Raw genomic sequence first — 20,464 nt, forward strand, 5'->3', positions numbered from 1 at the left:
GTCGGGCGACGACGGCCATGATGACGCAACAAAGGGTAGGGCAACGATGATAGGCATGTTCGATTCCGGCCTGGGCGGACTCTCGGTGTGGCGCGAGCTGACCCGGCTGCTGCCGCAGGAGCCGGTGATCTACCTCGCCGACCGCGCCTACTGCCCTTATGGCGGCCGCAGCCACGAGGATATTCTGGCCCGGTCGGAAAAAATCACCCGCTACCTGGTCGAACAGGGCGCCAGGCTGATCGTCATTGCCTGCAATACAGCCACCAGCGCCGCCGCGCGTGAACTGCGCCGGCGCCACCCTGAGCTGCCCATCGTCGGCATGGAGCCTGCGGTCAAGCCGGCGGCACTGCACTCGCGCAGCGGGCAGATCGCCGTGCTGGCGACCCGCGCCACCTTGAAGGGTGACAAGTTCCTCGAGCTGAAGGCGCAGTACGACGACAGTGTCGACATACTGCCGCTACCGGGCGATGGCTTCGTCGAACTGGTGGAGAATGGCGACCTCGCCAGCGAACAGGCGCAACGCGTGGTGGAGCGTCAGCTGCAGCCCCTGTGGGCGCACACCGTCGACCAGGTGGTGCTGGGCTGCACTCATTACCCGTTTCTCTCCCCCCTGATCGAGCGTGCGCTACCCGCTGGCGTCAAGCTGATCGATCCGGCACGGGCGGTAAGCCTGCAAGCCGAGCGTCTGTTGCAACGGCACGGCCTCGCCAGCCCGCCGGGCACCGTGCCAGCCTATCGTTTTGTCACCACCGGTGAAGCACCCGGCATGCACCATTTTCTGCGTCAGGTCCTGGGGCATCACGCCGAGGTGGATACGGTGGACCTCGATCGCATCCCCGCCCGTTGAGGCGGCTTATAAAAACGGCCAGCGCGTCCCCAGCAGTTTCAGCAGGTCGTTTTTTCTCAAGTGCCCCAGCAGCTCGCCCTTAGCTCCGATCACCGGCAGCCGCTCGCCGTGGTGGGCGGCCATCAATTCCAGGCTTTCGGCCAGGCTCATGTCGGCGCTGACGCGGGGAAAATCCAGACGTATCAACGCGTCGGGAATTCGGCGGTCCGGATCGCTTTCCTGTCGTTGAAGAGCATGAAACTCGTGCACCGGCACCGCACCCATGAAGCCCCGCCAGGGATCGGTGATGTAGACATGCTGCCAGCGCCAGTGGGCAAAGGCATCCGCCAGTTGCCGCAGGCTGGCGGGGTAGGGAAGATGCGGCGTGTTCTTCTGCATGATGTCGAGCACGGCATGTCGGTCCTTTTCGCTCCTGGGCAGGGCATGGGCGTAAATCGAGCGGCAACCGAGCAGGCGGACGGTCAGATGCGCGGTGGCTACCGCCAACATCAGCGGCACGGCAGCGCCGGGCGTGCGGGTCATTTCAAGAAGCATGATAATAGCCATGAGCGGGGCCTGGGTGGCGGCGGCCAGGAAGGCCCCCATGCCGGCCACCACCCACAAGGGACCGGCCGGCTGGCCGGTCAGCCCGGTTATCGCATGGCCGCACACAGCGCCCAGAACGGCGCCGACGAACAGGGTCGGCGTGAAGATGCCCCCCACCGCCCCCGAGCCGGTGGCGGCCGCGGTGGCCAGCAGCTTGCAGGTCAGCACGCCCAGCAGCAAACCGAGCGGCCAGGAGGTGTGCAGCAGCTGGCCGACGGTACTGTAGCCGTTGCCCCATACGTGGGGCGTGAGCAGCGACAAGCCGCCGACGCATGCCCCACCCAGTCCCAGCTTGAACCATAGCGGCAGTGGCAGTTGGCCGAAGATGGCCTTGCTCCGATGCAACAAGCGCTGAAAACCTGGCGTGAGCAGACCGGCAACGATGCCCAGCAGCGCGAACCCTAACCCGCTGCTGTCTCTCTGTGTGGTCAGCGGAGGCAGTTGATAGATAGCGGCGTCGGCAAACAGGCAGGCGCTGGTCAGCTGCGCGCCGGCGGCCGCCAGCAGCAGGGGGCCCAGTGTTTCGATGGTGACCGAGCGCAGGATGATTTCACCGACGAACAACGCGCCGGCAACAGGTGTGTTGTAGGCCGCACTGACGCCGGCGGCGGCACCGCAGGCCAGCAGCAGGCGGCGGTGGGCGGTGCCGAACCGGCCCAGCGCAGCCGGCAGGTTGCCGGCCAGGGCAGCCAGCTGGATCATCGAACCTTCCCGTCCGATCGAGCTGCCCGAGACAATGGACATGGCCGACGAGGCGGCACGCAGCAGGGTGGCACGCAGTGAGAGCCGGCCATCGCCCAAAGCAATGCTTTCCATGTAGTCGGAAGCATGCTGCCGAATCTGCGGGAGCTGTTGCAGGATCCACCCCGCCGCGATGCCTCCGATGACGGGCGTCAGCACGCGCAGCCCGGGGGAGAGCGCGCCGGCCACCTGCACCGGACCACCATCGCCGCCGAACAGCCAGCGGCTCGCGCCATCGAGCAGCAGTCGGAAACCGTGAGTCGCCAGGGCGCCCAGGCAACCGGTGAGGGCTGCCACCGCCAGTAGCAGCGGCAGCCCGAACGGGGAGGAACGATGCGGAGTCATGCCCGGCTTACTTGAGCTGCAGCGCCTTCTTAACGGCCGCCAGGCCGTCTCCACCCTGGGTGGTCTGCACGCCGGCCAGCCAACTCGCCAGAAGCTCCGGCGATTGCTTCAACGCCGCCCTGGCCGCGACCTTGGCATCCTGCTTCTTGTCGAGGATGTCGCTGATGATGCGGTTTTCCAGATCGACGTTGAACTTCATCTGGGCGAACAGCTTGCCGGCATTGGGGCACTGGCTGGCAAAGCCCTTGCGCGTGACGGTATGCACGCTGGCGCTGCCGTAGTTGGGGCCGAAGTAAGCGTCGCCACCGGCCAGGTAGTTCAGCTTGAACTTGGTGTTCATGGCGTGCGGTTCCCAGGCGAGGAACACCACGAAATCCTTGGCGGCGACCTTGCGGGTGACCTGGCTCAGCATGCCGGCCTCGCTGGATTCCACCAGCTGCCAGTCACCCAGGTTGAAGTCCTTGGCCTTGATCATGTTCTGGATGTTGCGGTTGGCCGGGGCTCCCGCTTCGATGCCATAGATCTTGTGCCCGAACCGATCGGCGTGTTTCTGCAGATCGGCAAAGCTCTTCACCCCCGCGACGGCGACGTAGGAGGGCACGGCCAGGGTGAATTTCGCCTGATCGAGGTTGCTTTGCAGCGATACGATCGAGCCATCCTGGAGAGGTCCTTCCACCATCGGTTTCTGGGCCGGCATCCAGTTGCCGAGAAACACGTCGGCCTGGCCCATCTGAAGACCGCGATAGATGATCGGAACCGACAGCGTGTCGGCTTTCTGGTGATAACCCAGCGCCTCCAGCACGATGCCGGCAATGGCGTTGGTGGCCGAGATATCCGCCCAGCCCGGTTCGGGCATGCGGATGGTGGTGCAGGACTCGGGATCGGCAGCCCAGGCGGCGTGGCCGGCGCTCAGTGCCAACAGCGCGCATGACAGGGTAAACGTGTGTGTGTAACGCATGGTACCTGCTCCTTCGTTTGGGCGATGGGATTCAACCACCGTGTCCGTGAACTTTGGGGAAGCGCGCCATTGCTTCGAGCGTGTCGAGCTCGATGTGGTTGCGCATGTATTTCTGGCTGGCATCCTGGAAGGGTTGGAAGTCCCACGCCTTGCGTTGCCCCATCGTTTGCGCCTCGTAGTGGAAGCGCCGGCGTTGCTGGCTGGCCAAAACCTCCTGATGCAGCGCGGGCAGGTCCCAGCGTTCGGCCACCTCCCGGCGCAGGGCGTGCATGCGGTCGGCCTGGCTCGGGTCGTCCGCCAGATTGTTTCGCTCCAGCGGATCCACGCGCAGATCGTACAACTGGTCCAGATCGACGGGGCTGTGAATGTACTTGAAGCCGCCGCGCCGGATCATCACGAGCGGGGCGATGGCACCTTCGCCGAGGTATTCGCCGATGACTTCATCGTGCCCGCCTTGCCCGGCGAGATGAGGCCACAGGCTGCGCCCGTCGAGGGGTTCTGGGGGGGCGGGGCTATCGCCGTCATGCGCGAGGTCCACCAGCGTGGGCAGTATGTCGGCCAGCGAGACCGAGGCGCCGACACGGCCGGCAGGGAAGCGTGCCGGTGCACTGACGATCAGCGGCACGCGGGCAGCGCCCTCGAAGAAATTCATCTTGTACCAGAGTCCGCGCTCTCCCAGCATGTCACCATGATCCGCCAGCAGGATGACGATGGTGTCGTCGGCCTGACCGGTCTGCAGCAGGGCGTCCAGCACCGCGCCGATCTGGTCGTCAACGAAGGAGACCGCGCCGTAATAGGCATGTCGGGCATTGCGAATCTGCTCGTCGCTGAGCGGGGTGCTGTCCATATCGCTGACATGGCGCAGCCGCAGGCTGTGCGGGTCGGCCTCCACGTCAGCCGCCGTGACCTTGGGCATATCGATCTCGTCGTGGCGGTAGCGGTCCCAGTAGCGCTGCGGGATGGCGTACGGATCGTGCGGGTGGGTCAGCGAGACCACCATGCAGAACGGCCGCGGGTCGTTGCCGCGGGCGAGGTCGAACAGCTTCTGCCGCGCGGCGAACACCACCTCCTCATCGAAATCGAGCTGGTTGGTCCGCACGCAGACGCCGGCATCGATCACCGAGCCCATATTGTGATACCAGCTGGGACGCACTTCGGGCTGCGTCCAGTCCGGCGTCCAACCGAAGTCGGCAGGGTAGATGTCGGTGGTCAGGCGTTCTTCAAAACCGTGCAGCTGGTCGGCGCCACAGAAATGCATTTTCCCGGAGAGGATGGTGTGGTAGCCGGCATGGCGCAGGTAGTGGCCGAAGGTCAGGACTTCCGACGGCAATTCCGATGCATTGTCGTAGCCGTGGATGCGCGAGGGAAGCTTGCCGGACATGAATACGTAGCGGGCAGGTGCGCACAGCGGGCTGTTGGTGTAGGCCGAATCGAACACCACCCCGGAGTGGGCCAGTTTGTCGATGTTGGGGGTTTGGCAGACGGTATTGCCGTAGGCGGCCAAAGCGCCCGGCGTCAATTGGTCGGCCATCAGAATCAGGATGTTGGGTTTCTTGCTCACGACGCACTCCCTTGTCATTGGCTTGGCTTATGCTTGGAAACAATGTAGCGTCTGATAACAACCGTGTGAACGCTATAAAATGATATGAAGGCATAAGAAAACGATATGGCAAAACCACCCCGGCTTCCGGCCTTGCACACCTTGCTCTATTTCGAAGCGGCCGCGCGCCACCTCAACTTCACGGCGGCGGCGGCCGAGCTTGGCAGTACGCAGCCGGCAGTCAGCTTGCGTGTGGGTCAATTGGAGAGCGAACTCGGCGTCCCCTTGTTCACGCGGCGCCATCGCGGAGTGAGCCTGACGGCGGACGGAGCGCGTCTCTTCGAAGCGGTGCGTCAGGGGCTGGACCTGATCGGGGAAGTGACCGGGGAGATACTGGCGCGCCGGCGCCAGCCCTTGCTCACCCTGGCAACCGACTTCGGTTTTGCCGCCTATTGGTTGATGCCGCGCTTGCCTGCGCTAAGAGAGGAGATGCCGGAGCTGGAAGTCAGGATCATCACCTCGCAGCAGGCGATCGACCTGCGCGACGAGGTAATCGATGTCGCCATTGCCTTCGGCGAAGGGCACTGGCCGGGCTGCGTGGCCGAGAAGCTGCTGCCGGAAAGTGTCGTGCCCGTGTGCAGCCCGTCCTTCCTCGCGGCGTCGGGCTGGCGGCGCGAGACGATTCCCTGGGCCGAGGTGCCCTTGCTTCACCTGGAGCGTCCCACCCCGGCACGGTGGATGGACTGGCCCGACTGGTTCCAGCGGCATCGGCTGCCCGATCATCATCCCGGGCACGACCTGACCTTCAACAATTATCCCTTGGTGCTTCAGGCCGCCATGAGCGGACAGGGCGTGGCCTTGGGCTGGCTGCCGCTGGTGCAGGATCTGCTGGCAGGTGGACAACTGGTCAGTCTGGTCGATGCGCCGATCACTACGCCGCGCGGCTATTTTTTGGTGCTGCGGGAGTCGACCCGATTGACGGGCGTAATTGGGCGTTTCCGACGCTGGGCGCGTGAGGTGTGCGCGAATGGGGCTCAGGAACAGGCTGGGCCGGACGGTACATCCGCATAGGGTGACGACAAGAGGGTAGGCAGGCGGAGAGCTGGCTCGCGAAACCGGGCGAAGCCGTTGGCCTGGTCGACACGCCGCATGAAAAAGGCCCGGCAGCCGCCTTCGGGTGCCGGGCGTTGGGGCTATCCGCTCGGGCGATCAGACCTTCCAGTCGTCATCGGCCTGCAGTGCTTCGAGTACGATCCCGCTCAATTCGGCACCGTCGCCTTGCTGCAGGTACTGCTGCAGTTCGCGGCGCATGCGCGGTTCCCAGAAGCGTTTGATGTGTTGCGAAATGCCCGCGAGGGCTTCCTGGTGATCCGGCATGGCCTCGAAGAAGCTGCCGATCTGGTTGGCCATGCGGGTCAGGTGATGTGTATCCATGGTGCGTTCTCGGTTTCAATCGGAGGAGCGTGGGAGCGGGGCGACGATACGTTCGGCATGGCTGTAGGCGACCCAGCGCTCGGGGCGGGCAAAGCCGATCAGGCACAGGCCGGCCTGTTGGGCAAGGTCCACCGCGAGCCGGGTCGGGGCCGAAATCGCCACCAGGGTGGAGAAGCCGGCAGTCACGGTTTTCTGCACCATTTCCATGCTGGCGCGACTGGTGACCACCATGAAGCCATCGCGCTCGGCGGGGTGCGAGGCCAAGGCCGCACCGATCAGTTTGTCGAGGGCGTTGTGGCGGCCGACGTCTTCACGCAGCAAACGCAGCTCGCCGCTGTCGTCGCACCAGGCGGCGGCGTGCGTCGCCCCGGTAACTTGCTGCAGCGCCTGATGCCGGCGCAACCCGGCCAGGGCACGCCGCACCGCCTCGGCATCCAGCGTTCGCGGCTGCGCCAGAGGCCGCAAGGGACGAATGGCGCGCGCCAGGCTTTCGGTCCCGCATAGCCCGCAGCCGGTACGGCCGGTGAGGTTGCGGCGCATTTCCTTGAGCCGGGCGAAGCAGCCGGCGGCAATCTCGAGCTTGACCGTGATGCCGTCGCAGCCCGTCTCCACCTGGATGTCGAACACTTCTTTCGGCGTGTCGACGATGCCCTCGCTGATGGCAAAACCCAGCGCGAAGTCTTCCAGGTCGAGCGGAGTCGCCAGCATCACCGCGTGCGAGATGCCGTTGAACTCCAGCGCCACCGGAATTTCTTCGGCCAAGGTGTCGAGGCTGTCGGCCACCACCCCGTTTTGCCAGGTTTGCACCTGACGGGTGGTGGCGCCGCTGGGGCTAGGAGAGGACTCGGGCGCCCCCATCATGCCTTGCCTTCTCCAGCCTGCTCGAGCAGTTCGAGCTGGGTCTGGTTGAAGCGCTGGTAGCTTTGCTGCCACTCGGACGGCTGCGTTACCGGCAGCACCTGCACCGCGGTGACCTTGTATTCCGGACAGTTGGTGGCCCAGTCCGAATTGTCGGTGGTAATCACGTTGGCGCCGGATTCCGGGAAGTGGAAGGTGGTGTACACCACGCCCGGCTGCATCCGCTCGCTGACCTTGGCGTGCAGCACCGTCTCGCCGGCCCGGCTGGTCACCGCCACGCTGTCGCCATCCTTGATGCCGCGCTCCTCTGCATCGTGCGGATGAATCTCCAGCACGTCTTCCGGATGCCACATGCTGTTGGCGGTGCGGCGGGTCTGGGCACCGACGTTGTACTGCGACAGGATGCGGCCGGTGGTGAGGATCAGCGGGAAGCGCCGGTTCACCTTTTCATCGGTGGCGATGTACTGGGTGACGAAGAACTTGCCCTTGCCGCGCACGAAACCGTCGATGTGCATGGTCGGGGTGCCATCCGGCGCGTCGTCGTTGCACGGCCACTGCACGCTGCCGTGCTTGTCGATCTTCTCGTAGCTGACACCGGCAAAGCTCGGTGTGAGACGGGCGATCTCGTCCATGATCTGCGACGGATGGGTGTAGTCCATCTTCATGCCCAGGGCGTTGGCCAAGAGCTGCGTGACTTCCCAGTCGGCGTACTTGGCCAAGGGTTTCATCACCTGGCGCACGCGCGAGATGCGGCGCTCGGCGTTGGTGAAGGTGCCGTCCTTCTCCAGGAACGAGGAGCCGGGCAGGAACACGTGGGCGTACTTGGCGGTTTCATTAAGGAAGATGTCCTGTACCACGATGCATTCCATCGCCGACAGCGCGGCGGTGACGTGCTGGGTGTTCGGGTCGGACTGCACGATGTCCTCGCCTTCGCAGTAGAGGCCCATGAAGCTGCCCGAGAGCGCGGCGTCGAACATGTTAGGGATGCGCAGGCCCGGCTCCGGGTCCAGCGTCACGCCCCAGGCGTCTTCGAACAGGTGGCGCGTGGCGTCGTCGGAAATGTGGCGGTAGCCCGGCAACTCGTGCGGGAAGGAACCCATGTCGCACGAGCCCTGCACGTTGTTCTGGCCGCGCAGCGGGTTGACGCCGACGCCTTCACGGCCGATGTTGCCGGTGGCCATCGCCAGGTTGGCGATGCCGATCACCATGGTGGAACCCTGGCTGTGCTCGGTAACGCCGAGACCGTAGTAGATCGCCGCGTTGCCGCCGGTGGCGTACAGCCGCGCGGCGCCGCGCACCAGCTCGGCCGGCACGCCGGTGATCTCGGCGGTGGCTTCCGGCGAGTTTTCCGGCTTGGCGACGAAATCTTTCCAGTCGTGGAAGGATTTCTCCTCGCAGCGCTCGGCGATGAAGTCGTCGGCCAACAGCCCTTCGGTGACGATGACGTGCGCCAGCGCGGTGATCATCGCCACGTTGGTGCCGGGTTTCAGCGGCAGGTGGTAGTCGGCCTGGATGTGCGGGCTGTTGATCAGATCGATCTGGCGCGGGTCGATCACGATCAATTTGGCGCCCTCGCGCAGGCGCTTTTTCATGCGCGAACCGAACACCGGGTGGGCATCGGTGGGGTTGGCGCCGATCACCAGGACCACGTCGGTCTGTTCGATCGACTTGAAGGTCTGGGTGCCGGCCGAGGTGCCGTAGGTCTGGCCCAGGCCGTAGCCGGTGGGCGAGTGGCAGACGCGGGCGCAGGTGTCGACGTTGTTGTTGCCGAAGCCGGCGCGGATCAGCTTCTGCACCAGATAGGTTTCTTCGTTGGTGCAGCGGCTGGAGGTGATGCCGCCGATGGAATCCTTGCCGTACTTGGCCTGCAGGCGCTTGAACTCGCTGGCGGCGTAGGCAATCGCCTCATCCCAGCTCACTTCGCGCCACGGGTCGGTGATCTTGCTGCGGATCATCGGCTTGGTGATGCGGTCCGGGTGGGTAGCATAGCCCCAGGCAAAACGGCCCTTGACGCAGGCATGGCCCTCGTTGGCCTTGCCGTCCTTCCACGGCGTCATGCGCACTACCTGGTTGCCCTTCATCTCGGCCTTGAAGCCGCAGCCGACGCCGCAGTAGGCGCAGGTGGTGATCTTGCTGTGTTCCGGCTGGCCGAACTGGATTACCGATTTTTCCTGCAGCGTAGCGGTGGGGCAGGCGTCGACGCAGGCGCCGCAGGAGACGCACTCGGACTCCATGAAGGCCTCGCTCTGGCCCGGCGACACGCGAGACTCGAAGCCGCGTCCGGAGATGGTCAGCGCGAAGGTACCCTGAGTTTCCTCGCAGGCACGCACGCAGCGGTTGCAGACGATGCACTTGGCCGGGTCGTAGCTGAAGTAGGGGTTGGATTCGTCCTTCGGGCTGTCCAGGTGGTTTTCGCCGGCCAGGCCGTAGCGCACTTCGCGCAGGCCTGTGACGCCGGCCATGTCCTGCAGTTCGCAGTTGCCGTTGGCCGAACAGGTCAGGCAGTCGAGCGGGTGGTCGGAAATGTACAGCTCCATCACCCCCTTGCGCAGGCTCTGCAGCTTGTCGCTCTGGGTGCGGACCACCATGCCGGCCTCGGCCGGGGTGGTACAGGAAGCGGGAAAGCCGCGCCGGCCTTCGATCTCGACCAGGCACAGGCGGCAGGAGCCGAACGGTTCCAGGCTGTCGGTGGCGCACAGTTTGGGCACCATGGTGCCGGCTTCGGCGGCGGCGCGCATCAGCGAGGTGCCTTCCGGTACGGTGACTTGCTGGCCGTCGATTTCCAGCGTGACCAGCTTGTCGGAAACGCGGGCCGGGGTGCCGAAGTCGGTGTCGTGAATCTGGGTGTTCATCGTCTGTTCCTTACTCTGCCGCGTCGTTGGCACCGAAATCTTCGGGGAAATGGTTGAGTGCCGACAGCACCGGGTAGGGTGTCATGCCGCCCATCGCGCACAGCGAGCCGTGCAGCATGGTGTCGCACAGGTCGCGCAGCAGGGCGATCTGCTGTGGACGTTTTTCATCTTTCTGGATGCGCTGGATCACCTCGACGCCGCGTGTCGAGCCGATGCGACAGGGCGTGCACTTGCCGCAGGATTCGATGGCGCAAAATTCCATGGCGTAGCGCGCCTGCTCGGCCATGTCGACGGTGTCGTCGAAGGCCACGATGCCGCCGTGGCCGACCACGGCGCCGAGCGCGGCGAAGGCTTCGTAATCGAGCGGGGTGTCGAACTGCGACTCCGGCAGGTAGGCGCCGAGCGGACCGCCCACTTGCACCGCACGGATCGGCCGGCCGGAGGCGCTGCCGCCGCCGAAATCGTGCAGCAGTTCACGCAAGGTCAGGCCGAAGGCTTTTTCCACCAGGCCGCCGTACTTCAGGTTGCCGGCGAGCTGGAACGGCAGCGTGCCCTTGGAGCGGCCCATGCCGTAGTCGGCGTAGAACGCGGCACCTCGCGCCAGGATCACCGGCACGCTGGCCAGCGAGATGACGTTGTTGATCACGGTAGGTTGGCCGAACAAGCCGGAGAGCGCCGGCAGCGGCGGCTTGGCGCGCACCACGCCGCGCTTGCCCTCGAGGCTCTCCAGCATTGCGGTTTCTTCGCCGCAGACGTAGGCACCGGCGGCCTTGCGCACGTCGAGCTTGAAGCGCTTGCCGGAAGCGAGGATGTTCTCGCCGAGGAAGCCGGCGTCTTCGGCCAACCTGATCGCCTGGTTCAGTACGTCGAAAGAATGCGGGTACTCGGAGCGGACGTAGATGTAACCCTGGGTCGCGCCCACGGCGAGGCCGGCGATGGTCATGCCCTCGATCAGCATGAACGGGTCGTCTTCCATCACCATCCGGTCGGAGTAGGTGCCGGAGTCGCCCTCGTCGGCGTTGCACACCACGTATTTCTGGGCGGCTTCGGCCAGCGCCACGGTGCGCCACTTGATGCCGGTCGGGAACGCCGCGCCACCACGGCCGCGCAGACCGGAGTCGAGCACTTCCTGCACGATCGCCGCGCCATCCATGCTCAGCGCGCGCTTGAGACCGGCAAAGCCTTCATGCGCCTGATAGTCGGCCAGCGACAGCGGGTCGGTGATGCCGACGCGGGCGAAGGTCAGGCGTTCCTGCTTCTTCAGATAGGGGATGTCGTCGGTCAGTCCGTGGCCGAGCGGGTGTTCCGCGCCATGGACCAGCGCGTCGAACAGCTCCGCCACGTCGTCGGCCTCGACCGGGCCGTAGGCGACGCGGCCGCGCTCGGTCTCTACCTCGACCAGGGGTTCGAGCCAGAACAGGCCGCGCGAGCCGTTGCGTACCAGCTCGATGTCGACACTGCGGCGCGCTGCTTCGGCGGCGAGGGCGGCGGCGGTGTCGTCGGCGCCCAGGGCGAGGGCGGCGGAATCTCTCGGGACAAACAGGCGGATGCTCATTGTGCCTCCTTCACGTTGGCCAGGAGGCGGTCGAGCTTGGCGGCGTCGACGCGCGAGACCATCTTGTCGTTCAACTGGATGTTCGGGCCGGTGGAGCACAGGCCCAGGCAGTACACCGGTTCGAGCCCGATGCTTTGATCGGCGCTACGGCCGTGCAGGCTACAGCCCAACACCTGTTCCGCGTGCGCGGTCAGCTCGCGGCTGCCGCGCGCCTGACAGGCCTCGGCCTGGCAGATCTGCAGCGTGTGCTGCGCTGGCGGTGTGGTGCGGAAATGGTGATAGAACGTGATGACGCCGTGCACTTCGGCACGCGACTGGCTGAGCGCCTTGGCGATGTCGGCCACCGCCCAGTCCGGGATAAAGCCCAGCGTATCCTGCACGTCGTGCAGAATCGGCAGCAAGGCGCCGGGCTGGTTCTGGTGCGTCTGGAGGATGGCCTGGAGCGACGCGTGCGCCAGGTCTTGTTCGGTCGTCATTGGATATCCCCTGTTGAAAACCTGCTTCCGATCTTGCTGTCGGCCCCGGTCGGGCACAGGCGTGGCTCTTCACCCCGTCCGGGGCGCTCGCGACAGATCGTGAACAGATTTTGAGAGCCTGCTCTCAATCATTCTCGGACATCCTTGATTGTCCCGCTGAAAAGCGCGACCGATCTGTCTGAATCCGACGCCGAATGGTTGGGAACACGCCATTCCATATGCTTCCAAAAACATAATGAAAGCCGTGATGAGCCGCAGTGTGCTAGGTTATGGGGTGCTTTTCAATATGAACCAGATTGCCGGACGATTATGCAATCAAAACATAATATGGCGCAGCGCCTGCGGGTGCAAAGCCAGCTGGTATGGGAACTGGCCGCCGACAGCGGCGACCAAATCCCGTTCCGCGTGATCGAGTTGCTGACGGCGGTGCAGACGCACGGCAGCCTGCTGACCGCCGCCAAGGCCTGCGACACCTCGTACCGGCACGCCTGGGGGCTGGTGCAGCAGGCGCAGGACGCGCTCGGGGTGCCGCTATTGGACATGGCGCGCGGCAAGGGCGCGGGGCTGACGCCGCTGGGGGAAAAACTGGTGTGGGCCAACCGCCGCATCAAGGCGCGCATCGGGCCCTTGCTGGAAACGCTTGCATCAGAAATCGAGACCGAACTGCGCCACGCCCTGCAGGCGGTAGGTGCGCCGCTGCGGCTGCACGCCAGCCATGGCTTTGCCGTGGAAATGCTGGTGCGCACCCTGAGCGCCGCGGGCATGGCCATCGACCTCAAGTACCGCAGCAGCCAGGACGCCGTGGCGGCGCTGCATGCGGGGGAGTGCGACCTGGCCGGCTTCCACGTGCCGCTGGGCGAATTCCAGAGGACGATCGCCGCCAGCTACGCCGAGCACTTCGATCGCCACGAGCAGCGCGTCATTCATATCGTGACACGGCGCCAGGGCCTGATGGTGGTGCGTGGCAACCCGCGCAAGATCTACGAAATCGCCGACCTGGGACGGCCGGAGGTGCGCTTCGTCAACCGTCAGCCGGGCTCGGGCACCCGGCTGTTGCTCGACAAGCTGCTGCAGAAAGCCGGCGTATCGCCGCTTCAGGTGCACGGCTATGAACAGGCGGAATTGACCCACGCGGCGGTGGCGGCGTTCATCGCCAGCGGCATGGCCGACGTCGGGCTCGGCATCGAGACCGCCGCGCGGCGTTTCGACCTGGACTTCCTGCCGCTGCAGACCGAGCGCTATTTCTTCCTGGTGCGCCGCGCGACGTTGGAGCATCCCGCGCTGCAGACCATGATTGCCGCCTTGCAAAGCGCCGAGTTCCGGCGCGACATTGGCCAGCTGCCCGGCTACGATGGCGCCCAGTCCGGCGCCATCCTCAGCGTGGACGAGGCGTTTCCGGAGCTGGCGGCACCGTACTGAGCCCACCGGCCCGGGACGCGTCGGGCAACCATCGCCCGTCCCGGCAGGAAGGGATCAATCGTGCAGCGGCCTGGCCGCGCGATCCTCGGCGGCGTTGGCCATCAGGTCCAGCGCCAGCGGCGACTTGTCGCGCAGCAGCCAGCCGAAGAACACGGTAGCGGCCAGCGCGCCGGCCAGTTGCGCCACGATGAAGCCCGGCGTGTCGAGCGGGCGGATGCCGGAGAAGGTGTCGGTGGCGGCACGCGCCAGCGTCACGGCCGGGTTGGCGAACGAGGTGGACGCGGTGAACCAGTAGGCGCCGACGATGTACGATGCCACGGCATAAGGCACCGCATCCGGCCGGCTGCGCGAACAGCCGAAGATCACCGCCAGCAGGCCGAAGGTGGCGACGAACTCGCTCCACCATTGCGACGGGCCGGTGCGGATGTGCTGCGAAGCGAACAACAGCGGCTCGCCGAACATGCCGTGCGCGGCCGCCACACCGCAAAATGCACCGAAGAGCTGGGCGAGCGCATAGAGCAGGGCCTCGCGGCCGGACAGCTCGCGGCGCAGCGCCGCCGCCAGCGAGACGACCGGGTTGAAGTGGGCGCCCGAGATGCCGCCGAAGGTCAGGATCAGCGCCACCAGGCCGCCGCCGGTGGCGATGGCGTTAGCCAGCAGCGCCACGCCGACATTCCCGCCCGACAGGCGCTCGGCCATGATGCCGGAGCCCACCACCGTGGCCAGCAGCAAGGCCGTCCCCAGCCACTCGGCCACTAAACGACGCGGTAAATCCATTGATTACTTCTCCCCCGGCTGGCGCAGTCCACGCTGCCCGGTGTTGCAGGTTTTATTGGTCATGATGGTGTTGTCTCTCAGCGCCGCTCAATGACGCGTCAGCCCTTGCAGCCGCTCGACACCGACCGGTTCCTCGGCCTGCAGCGGCACCACCGCCCAGCGCTGGGCATGGCGGGTGGCCACGGCATCGATCTGCGCCAGCTCATTGGCGGCACGTCGTCGCAACAGCGGCGACGTCGGATTGGCCAAGGCCAGGCTGTTGTTGATGATCCAGGCCCAGGGTTCGATACCGGCACGGCGCAGATCGGACTGCAGGTTGGCGGCCTCGAGCACCGGCGTGGTTTCGGCCAAGGTCACGATCAGCACCTTGGTCTGGGCCGGGTCCTGCAACTGCATCATCGGGGTGGTGAAGTGGATGCCGCTGGCGCCCATCTGGCGCGCCACCTCGCGGTGATAGGCGCCGGTGGCGTCGAGCAGCAGCAGGGTGTGTCCGGTGGGGGCGGTATCCATCACCACGAACTTGCGTCCCGCCTCGCGGATCACGCGCGAGAACGCCTGGAATACGGCGATTTCTTCGGTGCACGGGGAGCGCAGGTCTTCTTCCAGCATGGCGCGGCCCTGCTCGTCCAGCCCCTTGCCCTTGGTGGCCAGCACCTGTTGGCGATAGCGCTCGGTTTCGGTGTGCGGGTCGATGCGGCTGACGCTCAGGTTGGCGAGCGAGCCCTCGAGCGTTTCCGTCAGATGGGCGGCCGGGTCCGAAGTGGTCAGATGGACCGGGTGGCCACGGCGGGCCAGCTCGACGGCGACGGCGGCCGCCAGCGTGGTTTTGCCGACACCGCCTTTGCCCATCAGCATGATCAGGCCGTGCCCGTCGCCCGCCAGTCCGTCGACCAGCGTGGCCAGATCGGGCGCGTCGGGAAGGACAATGGCCTCGACGGCGTCGCCCGCGCAGTCTTCCTGCGACGCCAGCATCCGGCGCAGCGCCGGCAACCCCACCAGGTTGTACGGCATCAGCGGCACGTGGTCGGTGGGGAGATCGCGCAGCACGGGCGGCAGCTCGGCCAGTGCGGCCTGTTCGCGCTGCCAGACGGCGGCCGCCAGCGCGTCACCCGACGTTTCCGATTGCGGCAGGATGCCGTTGACTACCAGGTAGTGCTGGGTCAGCCCGATGGCCGCCAGTTCTTCATGGGTGCGCGCCACCTCGCGCAGGGTCGAGCGTTGCGCGCGGGCGACCAGGATCAGGCGGGTGCGACGCGCGTCCGATAAGGCTGCCACGGCCCCCTGGTACTGGCTGCGCTGCTTTTCCAGTCCGGCCAGCGGACCGAGGCAGGAGGCATCGCCTTTGCCTTCCTCCAGGAAACCGCTCCAGGCGCCCGGCAGTTGCAGCAGGCGGATGGTATGTCCGGTCGGCGCGGTGTCGAACACGATATGGTCGTAGCCGGCCTGCAGGGCCGTGTCGGTCAGTAGCGCGGTGAACTCGTCAAACGCGGCGATTTCGGTCGTGCAGGCGCCGGATAACTGCTCCTCGATGCCCTTGACCACCGTCTCCGGCAAGACGCCGCGCACCGGGCCGACGATGCGGTCGCGGTAGGCCTGGGCGGCGGCCTGCGGATCGATTTCCAGTGCATTCAACCCCGGCACCGCGTCGATCGGCGTGACCACGTTGCCGATGGTGACGCCGAAGACCTGGCCGACGTTGGAGGCCGGATCAGTGCTGACCAGCAGCACGCGTTTGCCTTGGTCGGCCAGCCGGATGGCGGTGGCGCATGCCAGCGAAGTCTTGCCGACACCGCCCTTGCCGGTGAAGAACAAAAACGGCGGAAGATGATCGAGGAACAGCATGGGCATCCTTTCTTGGAGGCTCAGCAGCAACCGCTGCCGGAACAACAACCCGAAGCCGGTTTCAGCTCTACCGCAAGCTGGCTGATGCCGGCCCAGCGCGCCAACTCGGCGCGGCGCGGGTAGCGGCCGGCCAGCGCCAGTTCACCGTCCACCAGGATCAGCGGCAGGCCTTCCTGGCCCGAGCGCTCCAGGAACGCTTTGACGGCGGCGTTCTCGGCGAAGGCGAGCGGTTGCTGCGCCAGGTTGAAGCGGTCGATCTGGCCACCGTTCTGCTTCAGCCAGTCCACGTCGCTGGCAAACGTCACCAGCGCCTGGTCGACGTCCACGCCACAGACGCCGGAGCTGCAGCACAGTGCGGGGTCGAATACCTGAATGGTTGCCATGGGTGAATCTCCTTTACGCGGTAAGGGTGGCGATCTGGTCCATCTCGGCCTTCAGTGCGGCCTTGTCCTGCTGCAACGTGGCCAGCGGCAGCGCCAGGAAGGCCTCGATACGGGCACGCAGAATGCGGTAGGCGGTCATGAAGGCCGCGTCGATTTCCTCGTCGGTACCGGTTGCGTGAGCAGGATCTTCCACGCCCCAGTGGGTACGCAGCACCGGACCCAGATAGGCCGGGCAGGTTTCGCCGGCGGCGCTGGCGCAGACGGTGATCACGATGTCGGGAGTCGCCGGCAGGTTATCCCACGACTTGCTGTAATAGCCCTCGGTCGAGATGCCTTCGCGCGCCAGCAGGGCGAGCGAACGGGGGTGGACCTGGCCGGTCGGCCGGCTGCCGGCGCTCATCGCGCGCCAGCCTTTCGGCGCCAGGTGGTTGAAGGTGGCCTCGCCCAGGATCGAGCGGCAGGAGTTACCGGTACACAGGAACAGGACATTCATTCGGTTCAACTTTCGGGCGACGAGGTGGGAGTCGGGGAACGCGCCGCCTCCGGGCAGCATGATTCGGCCGGCGGGACGAGGCAGTGCTCCGGGTGGCCGGCGCAGCACTCTTCCGTCAGGTAGGCGATCAATTCGAGCATCTGGGGCAGGTTGGCCCGGTAACGCTGGAAGCGGCCTTCCTGCTCCACCGTGACCAGCCCGGCATGGTTCATGCCCTTCAGGTGGAAAGACACGTTGTTGGGCGGCAGATCGAGCGTGGCCGCGATCTGGCCGGCAACCATGCCGTCCCGACCGCACTTGACCAGCAGGCGGTAGATGTCGAGCCGGATCCCGGAGGAGAGCGATTCGAAGAGCTTGGTGGCGGTGTGCTTTTCCATAAATCAATACTACAAGAATTATTGAAATATAGTCCAGCCTGATTTCCCACGCTGTTCCCTCGTCGGATTGCCTAGGGAAGAGGGCGGCTCGAAAGTCGGAATCGGCACGCCGCCTTGAAATTGATAGAGAGATGCCAGTTGGCGGCCTGGCACGGCGTGTCGCCCGATCAGGGCGCCCGCCGTCACTCAGGCAAAGCGTCGTGCCGCGTCCAGGGCCAGGCCGCAGCCGATGCTGCCATAAAGATCGCCCTCCACCGCACGTGCCGTCGGCAGCACGGCGGCGATGCGTTGGCGCAGCAGCGGCACGCCGCTGGCGCCACCGGTGAAGAACACGGTATCGACGTCACCGGCCTTGACGTTGGCGTCCAGCAGCAGGCGGCGCACGGTGCTCTCGATGGTGTCGATCTGCTGGGCGATGGACTGGTCGAACTGGGCGCGCGTGATGTCGTGCTGCAGGCCGGCTTCGATTTCGCCGAGCGGCAGCGTGACCAGGTCGGCCGAAGACAGCCCGATCTTGGCCGCTTCCACCTGGATCGCCAGCCAGTGCCCGGCGCGCTTGTTGACCAGCGCGAACAGCCGGTCGAGCTTGTCGCTTTCCAGCGCCTCGTTGTACACGTCCTTTAGGCTGGCCAGGGCCTGACGCGTGTAGGCGAAGTTGATGGTGTGCCAGGTGGCGAGGTTGAAGTAGTAGCTGGATGGCATTTCGGCGCCGCTTTTGAGCCGGCTCTTGAGGCCCAAAAGCGGCATCACCGCATGCAGGCTGAGCTGCTTGTCGAAATCGGTGCCGCCGATGTGCACGCCGCAGTTGGCGAGGATGTCGTCGCGCCGGTCGAGCTTGCCGGCGCGCTCCGGCGAGACGCGGATCAGCGTGAAGTCGGAGGTGCCACCGCCGATGTCGACCACCAGCACCAGTTCCTCGCGCTCGACGCGGCTCTCGTAGTCGAAGGCGGCCGCGATCGGTTCGAACTGAAATTCGATATCGCTGAAGCCGGCGCGGCGCGCGATCTCGCCCAGCGTGTCTTCGGCCAACTTGTCGGCCTTGGGGTCGTCGTCGACGAAGAACACCGGACGGCCGAACACCGCCTGGCGGAAGTGGCGCCCGGCCTGGCGCTCGGCTCGGGTCTTGAGACCGTCGATGAACATCGCCAGCAAATCGAGGAAGCGCAGCACGCGCCCCTGCACCTCGGTCTGGCCGTTCATCAGGCCCGTGCCGAGGATGCTCTTGAGCGAGCGCATCAGCCGCCCCTCGTACCCTTCGAGGTACTCGCCGAGCGCGGCGCGGCCCACGGCCACCGAGTCTTCGTCGGCGTTGAAAAACACCACCGACGGCAAGGTCGCCTTGCCGTCTTCCAGTGCCAGTAGGCTGGGTTGGCCGGGGCGGTGCCACCCGACGGTCGAATTGGACGTGCCAAAATCCACGCCGCAGGCGTTGGTCGTCATGCTGCTCTTACTCCGCTTTGCTTCTGGAAGGCGCGCGAGTATAGCGGAAACTGGGCCATCCCGCTTGTCCACATTCTGTTGCCGGACCGATTTCGTAATCGCGACAGTCACGTACAGATGCGGGAAGTGGCGCGTCGGCCTTCGCCCCTGGTCGTCGTCATATAACAATGGCTCATGTTGTTGTTTCCAAACGATATATTGCCTACTTCACCTGATTTTGTGCGGCGCAGCGGCGAGCGCGACAGCGCCGCGAGGGCGATTGCTGGCGCGCCGATTTACTGAAATGATCGTCGCGCGGTCGAGGTTCGGGGCAGGCGAGAGGCAATGCCACCCCGAACCTCGACCGCGAAACCCACCTTTACCCCACATGCTTGCGGCGTGCCCGCCACCACGGTTGCCGCGAAATAAGAGCCAAGATTGGCCGAGGAGAAAACATGAAGAAACTGGCTGCATGCCTGATGCTGTCGCTAGCGTCCGTCGGCGCTTTTGCCAAAGACTGGAAAGTCATCCGCTTCGGCGTTGATGCCAGCTACGCCCCGTTCGAATCGAAAGCTGCCGACGGCAAGCTGGTCGGTTTTGACGTCGATCTGGGCAATGCCATCTGCGAGAAACTGAAAGCCAAATGCGTGTGGGTCGAGAACGACTTCGACGGCATGATCCCGGCGCTCAAGGCCAAGAAATTCGACGGCATCCTGTCGTCGCTGTCGGTCACCGAGAAGCGCGCCGAGCAGATCGCCTTCTCCGACAAGCTGTTCAACGCCCCGGTGCGCATGGTCGCCAAGAAGGGCAGCAACCTGCTGCCCACCGCCGAATCGTTGAAGAGCAAGCGCATCGGCGTCGAGCAGGGCACCACCCAGGAAACCTACGCCAAGGCCTACTGGGAGCCCAAGGGTGTGAACGTGGTGCCGTACCAGAACCAGAGCCTGGTGCTGGCTGACCTGGGCTCGGGCCGCCTCGATGCCGCCCTCCAGGACGCGGTGCAGGCCGACATCGGCTTCCTCAAGACCCCGCAGGGCCGTGACTTCGCCTTTGCCGGCCCGGAGCTGAAAGACCCGAAAACGCTGGGCACCGGCACCGCGATCGGCCTGCGCAAGGACGACGCCGACCTGCGCCAGCAGGTCAACCAGGCACTCGCCGCCATTCACAAGGACGGTACCTTCGACCGCCTCGCCAAGAAGTACTTCTCCTTCGACATCTACAACTGATCGGTACTGATTCAGTCCTGCCCACGACGGGCGGGACTGGGACGTGCATGCTCCGGAGACACCCGTGGTTACGGTGTCTCCGGCGTGCGTCTTAAGGAGAATGCCATGTTTCTGCAAGGCTTTGGCCCGCTGATTTTTGAGGGAACGCTGCAGACCATCAAGCTGGCACTGGTGTCGATGCTGCTCTCCGTCCTGATCGGACTGGTGGGCGCCTCGGCCAAGCTGTCCAGCCACCGACCGTTGCGATACCTCGCCACGGCCTACACCACGCTGATCCGCAGCGTGCCCGACCTGGTGATCATGCTGCTGCTGTTCTACAGCCTGCAGATGCTGCTCA

General features: G+C 65.4%; 19 protein-coding genes. 5 read left to right on the forward strand and 14 right to left on the reverse strand.

What is annotated here, in order from left to right; translation table 11 throughout:
- Positions 1–55: 55 nt before the first annotated feature.
- Positions 56–847: a glutamate racemase gene (gene murI / locus AC3WG5_RS15430; protein WP_492569401.1), complete on the forward strand. Its 792-nt coding sequence runs from the start codon at positions 56–58 to the stop codon at positions 845–847.
- Positions 848–853: 6 nt separating this feature from the next.
- Here murI and AC3WG5_RS15435 read toward each other — a convergent pair whose 3' ends face one another.
- Genes AC3WG5_RS15435 through betC form a run of 3 tightly spaced genes read right to left on the reverse strand, consistent with a single transcriptional unit; the run spans position 854 to position 5,037 of the window.
- Entirely contained in the window at positions 854–2,518 is a 1,665-nt protein-coding gene (locus AC3WG5_RS15435) for a ClcB-like voltage-gated chloride channel protein (RefSeq protein ID WP_492569403.1), read from the reverse strand.
- A gap of 7 nt (positions 2,519–2,525) precedes the next feature.
- Positions 2,526–3,476 carry a choline ABC transporter substrate-binding protein gene (gene choX, locus AC3WG5_RS15440; protein WP_492569405.1) on the reverse strand — a complete coding sequence of 317 codons (951 nt, stop codon included), beginning with the start codon at positions 3,474–3,476 and terminating at the stop codon, positions 2,526–2,528.
- Positions 3,477–3,507: 31 nt separating this feature from the next.
- Entirely contained in the window at positions 3,508–5,037 is a 1,530-nt protein-coding gene (gene betC / locus AC3WG5_RS15445) for a choline-sulfatase (RefSeq protein ID WP_492569406.1), read from the reverse strand.
- A 105-nt stretch (positions 5,038–5,142) separates the two neighbouring features.
- Here betC and AC3WG5_RS15450 point away from each other — a divergent pair, with 105 nt between their 5' ends.
- Entirely contained in the window at positions 5,143–6,087 is a 945-nt protein-coding gene (locus AC3WG5_RS15450; RefSeq protein ID WP_492569407.1) for a choline sulfate utilization transcriptional regulator, read from the forward strand.
- 138 nt (positions 6,088–6,225) lie between these two features.
- Here the strand turns inward: AC3WG5_RS15450 and AC3WG5_RS15455 are convergent, their stop codons facing one another.
- From AC3WG5_RS15455 to AC3WG5_RS15475, 5 genes are read right to left on the reverse strand one after another with little or no spacing between them, the layout of a single operon-like run.
- Complete coding sequence (locus AC3WG5_RS15455; RefSeq protein WP_014087212.1) at positions 6,226–6,450, reverse strand: formate dehydrogenase subunit delta; 225 nt, start codon at positions 6,448–6,450, stop codon at positions 6,226–6,228.
- A 15-nt stretch (positions 6,451–6,465) separates the two neighbouring features.
- Complete coding sequence (gene fdhD, locus AC3WG5_RS15460; RefSeq protein ID WP_492569409.1) at positions 6,466–7,311, reverse strand: formate dehydrogenase accessory sulfurtransferase FdhD; 846 nt, start codon at positions 7,309–7,311, stop codon at positions 6,466–6,468.
- Positions 7,308–10,160 carry a formate dehydrogenase subunit alpha gene (gene fdhF / locus AC3WG5_RS15465; protein WP_492569410.1) on the reverse strand — a complete coding sequence of 951 codons (2,853 nt, stop codon included), beginning with the start codon at positions 10,158–10,160 and terminating at the stop codon, positions 7,308–7,310. The genes fdhD and fdhF overlap by 4 nt, the downstream gene beginning before the upstream one ends.
- Before the next feature lie 10 nt (positions 10,161–10,170).
- Positions 10,171–11,715, reverse strand: coding sequence for a formate dehydrogenase beta subunit (locus AC3WG5_RS15470; RefSeq protein WP_492569411.1), 1,545 nt, complete (start codon positions 11,713–11,715; stop codon positions 10,171–10,173).
- A complete protein-coding gene (locus AC3WG5_RS15475) occupies positions 11,712–12,191 on the reverse strand; it encodes a formate dehydrogenase subunit gamma (protein ID WP_482581748.1) in 480 nt (159 codons plus the stop codon). Before AC3WG5_RS15475 ends, AC3WG5_RS15470 begins: the two co-directional genes overlap by 4 nt.
- Before the next feature lie 309 nt (positions 12,192–12,500).
- Between AC3WG5_RS15475 and AC3WG5_RS15480 the strand changes: the two genes are divergently transcribed.
- A complete protein-coding gene (locus AC3WG5_RS15480; protein WP_492569413.1) occupies positions 12,501–13,610 on the forward strand; it encodes a substrate-binding domain-containing protein in 1,110 nt (369 codons plus the stop codon).
- Between the two features lie 54 nt (positions 13,611–13,664).
- Here AC3WG5_RS15480 and AC3WG5_RS15485 read toward each other — a convergent pair whose 3' ends face one another.
- The 6 genes from AC3WG5_RS15485 to AC3WG5_RS15510 all read right to left on the reverse strand — a co-directional run bounded on the left by AC3WG5_RS15485 (position 13,665) and on the right by AC3WG5_RS15510 (position 18,922).
- Complete coding sequence (locus tag AC3WG5_RS15485) at positions 13,665–14,387, reverse strand: MIP/aquaporin family protein (RefSeq protein WP_492569415.1); 723 nt, start codon at positions 14,385–14,387, stop codon at positions 13,665–13,667.
- Between the two features lie 87 nt (positions 14,388–14,474).
- A complete protein-coding gene (gene arsA, locus AC3WG5_RS15490; protein WP_492569416.1) occupies positions 14,475–16,229 on the reverse strand; it encodes an arsenical pump-driving ATPase in 1,755 nt (584 codons plus the stop codon).
- A 20-nt stretch (positions 16,230–16,249) separates the two neighbouring features.
- A complete protein-coding gene (gene arsD, locus AC3WG5_RS15495) occupies positions 16,250–16,612 on the reverse strand; it encodes an arsenite efflux transporter metallochaperone ArsD (protein ID WP_482581742.1) in 363 nt (120 codons plus the stop codon).
- A gap of 13 nt (positions 16,613–16,625) precedes the next feature.
- A complete protein-coding gene (locus AC3WG5_RS15500) occupies positions 16,626–17,105 on the reverse strand; it encodes an arsenate reductase ArsC (RefSeq protein ID WP_492569417.1) in 480 nt (159 codons plus the stop codon).
- 5 nt (positions 17,106–17,110) lie between these two features.
- On the reverse strand, positions 17,111–17,482 hold the full coding sequence (locus tag AC3WG5_RS15505) for an ArsR/SmtB family transcription factor (RefSeq protein WP_008954214.1): 372 nt from the start codon (positions 17,480–17,482) through the stop codon (positions 17,111–17,113).
- Positions 17,483–17,668: 186 nt separating this feature from the next.
- Entirely contained in the window at positions 17,669–18,922 is a 1,254-nt protein-coding gene (locus AC3WG5_RS15510; protein WP_492569419.1) for an Hsp70 family protein, read from the reverse strand.
- Positions 18,923–19,356: 434 nt separating this feature from the next.
- Between AC3WG5_RS15510 and AC3WG5_RS15515 the strand changes: the two genes are divergently transcribed.
- Positions 19,357–20,127 (forward strand): ABC transporter substrate-binding protein, encoded by a 771-nt coding sequence (locus AC3WG5_RS15515; RefSeq protein ID WP_008954216.1) that lies wholly within the window; start codon positions 19,357–19,359, stop codon positions 20,125–20,127.
- A 105-nt stretch (positions 20,128–20,232) separates the two neighbouring features.
- Positions 20,233–20,464 (forward strand): ABC transporter permease subunit (locus AC3WG5_RS15520; protein ID WP_492569421.1); only part of this gene is annotated, 232 nt, incomplete at its 3' end.

The sequence above is a fragment of the Pseudogulbenkiania sp. FW507-F1 genome (assembly GCF_058781125.1).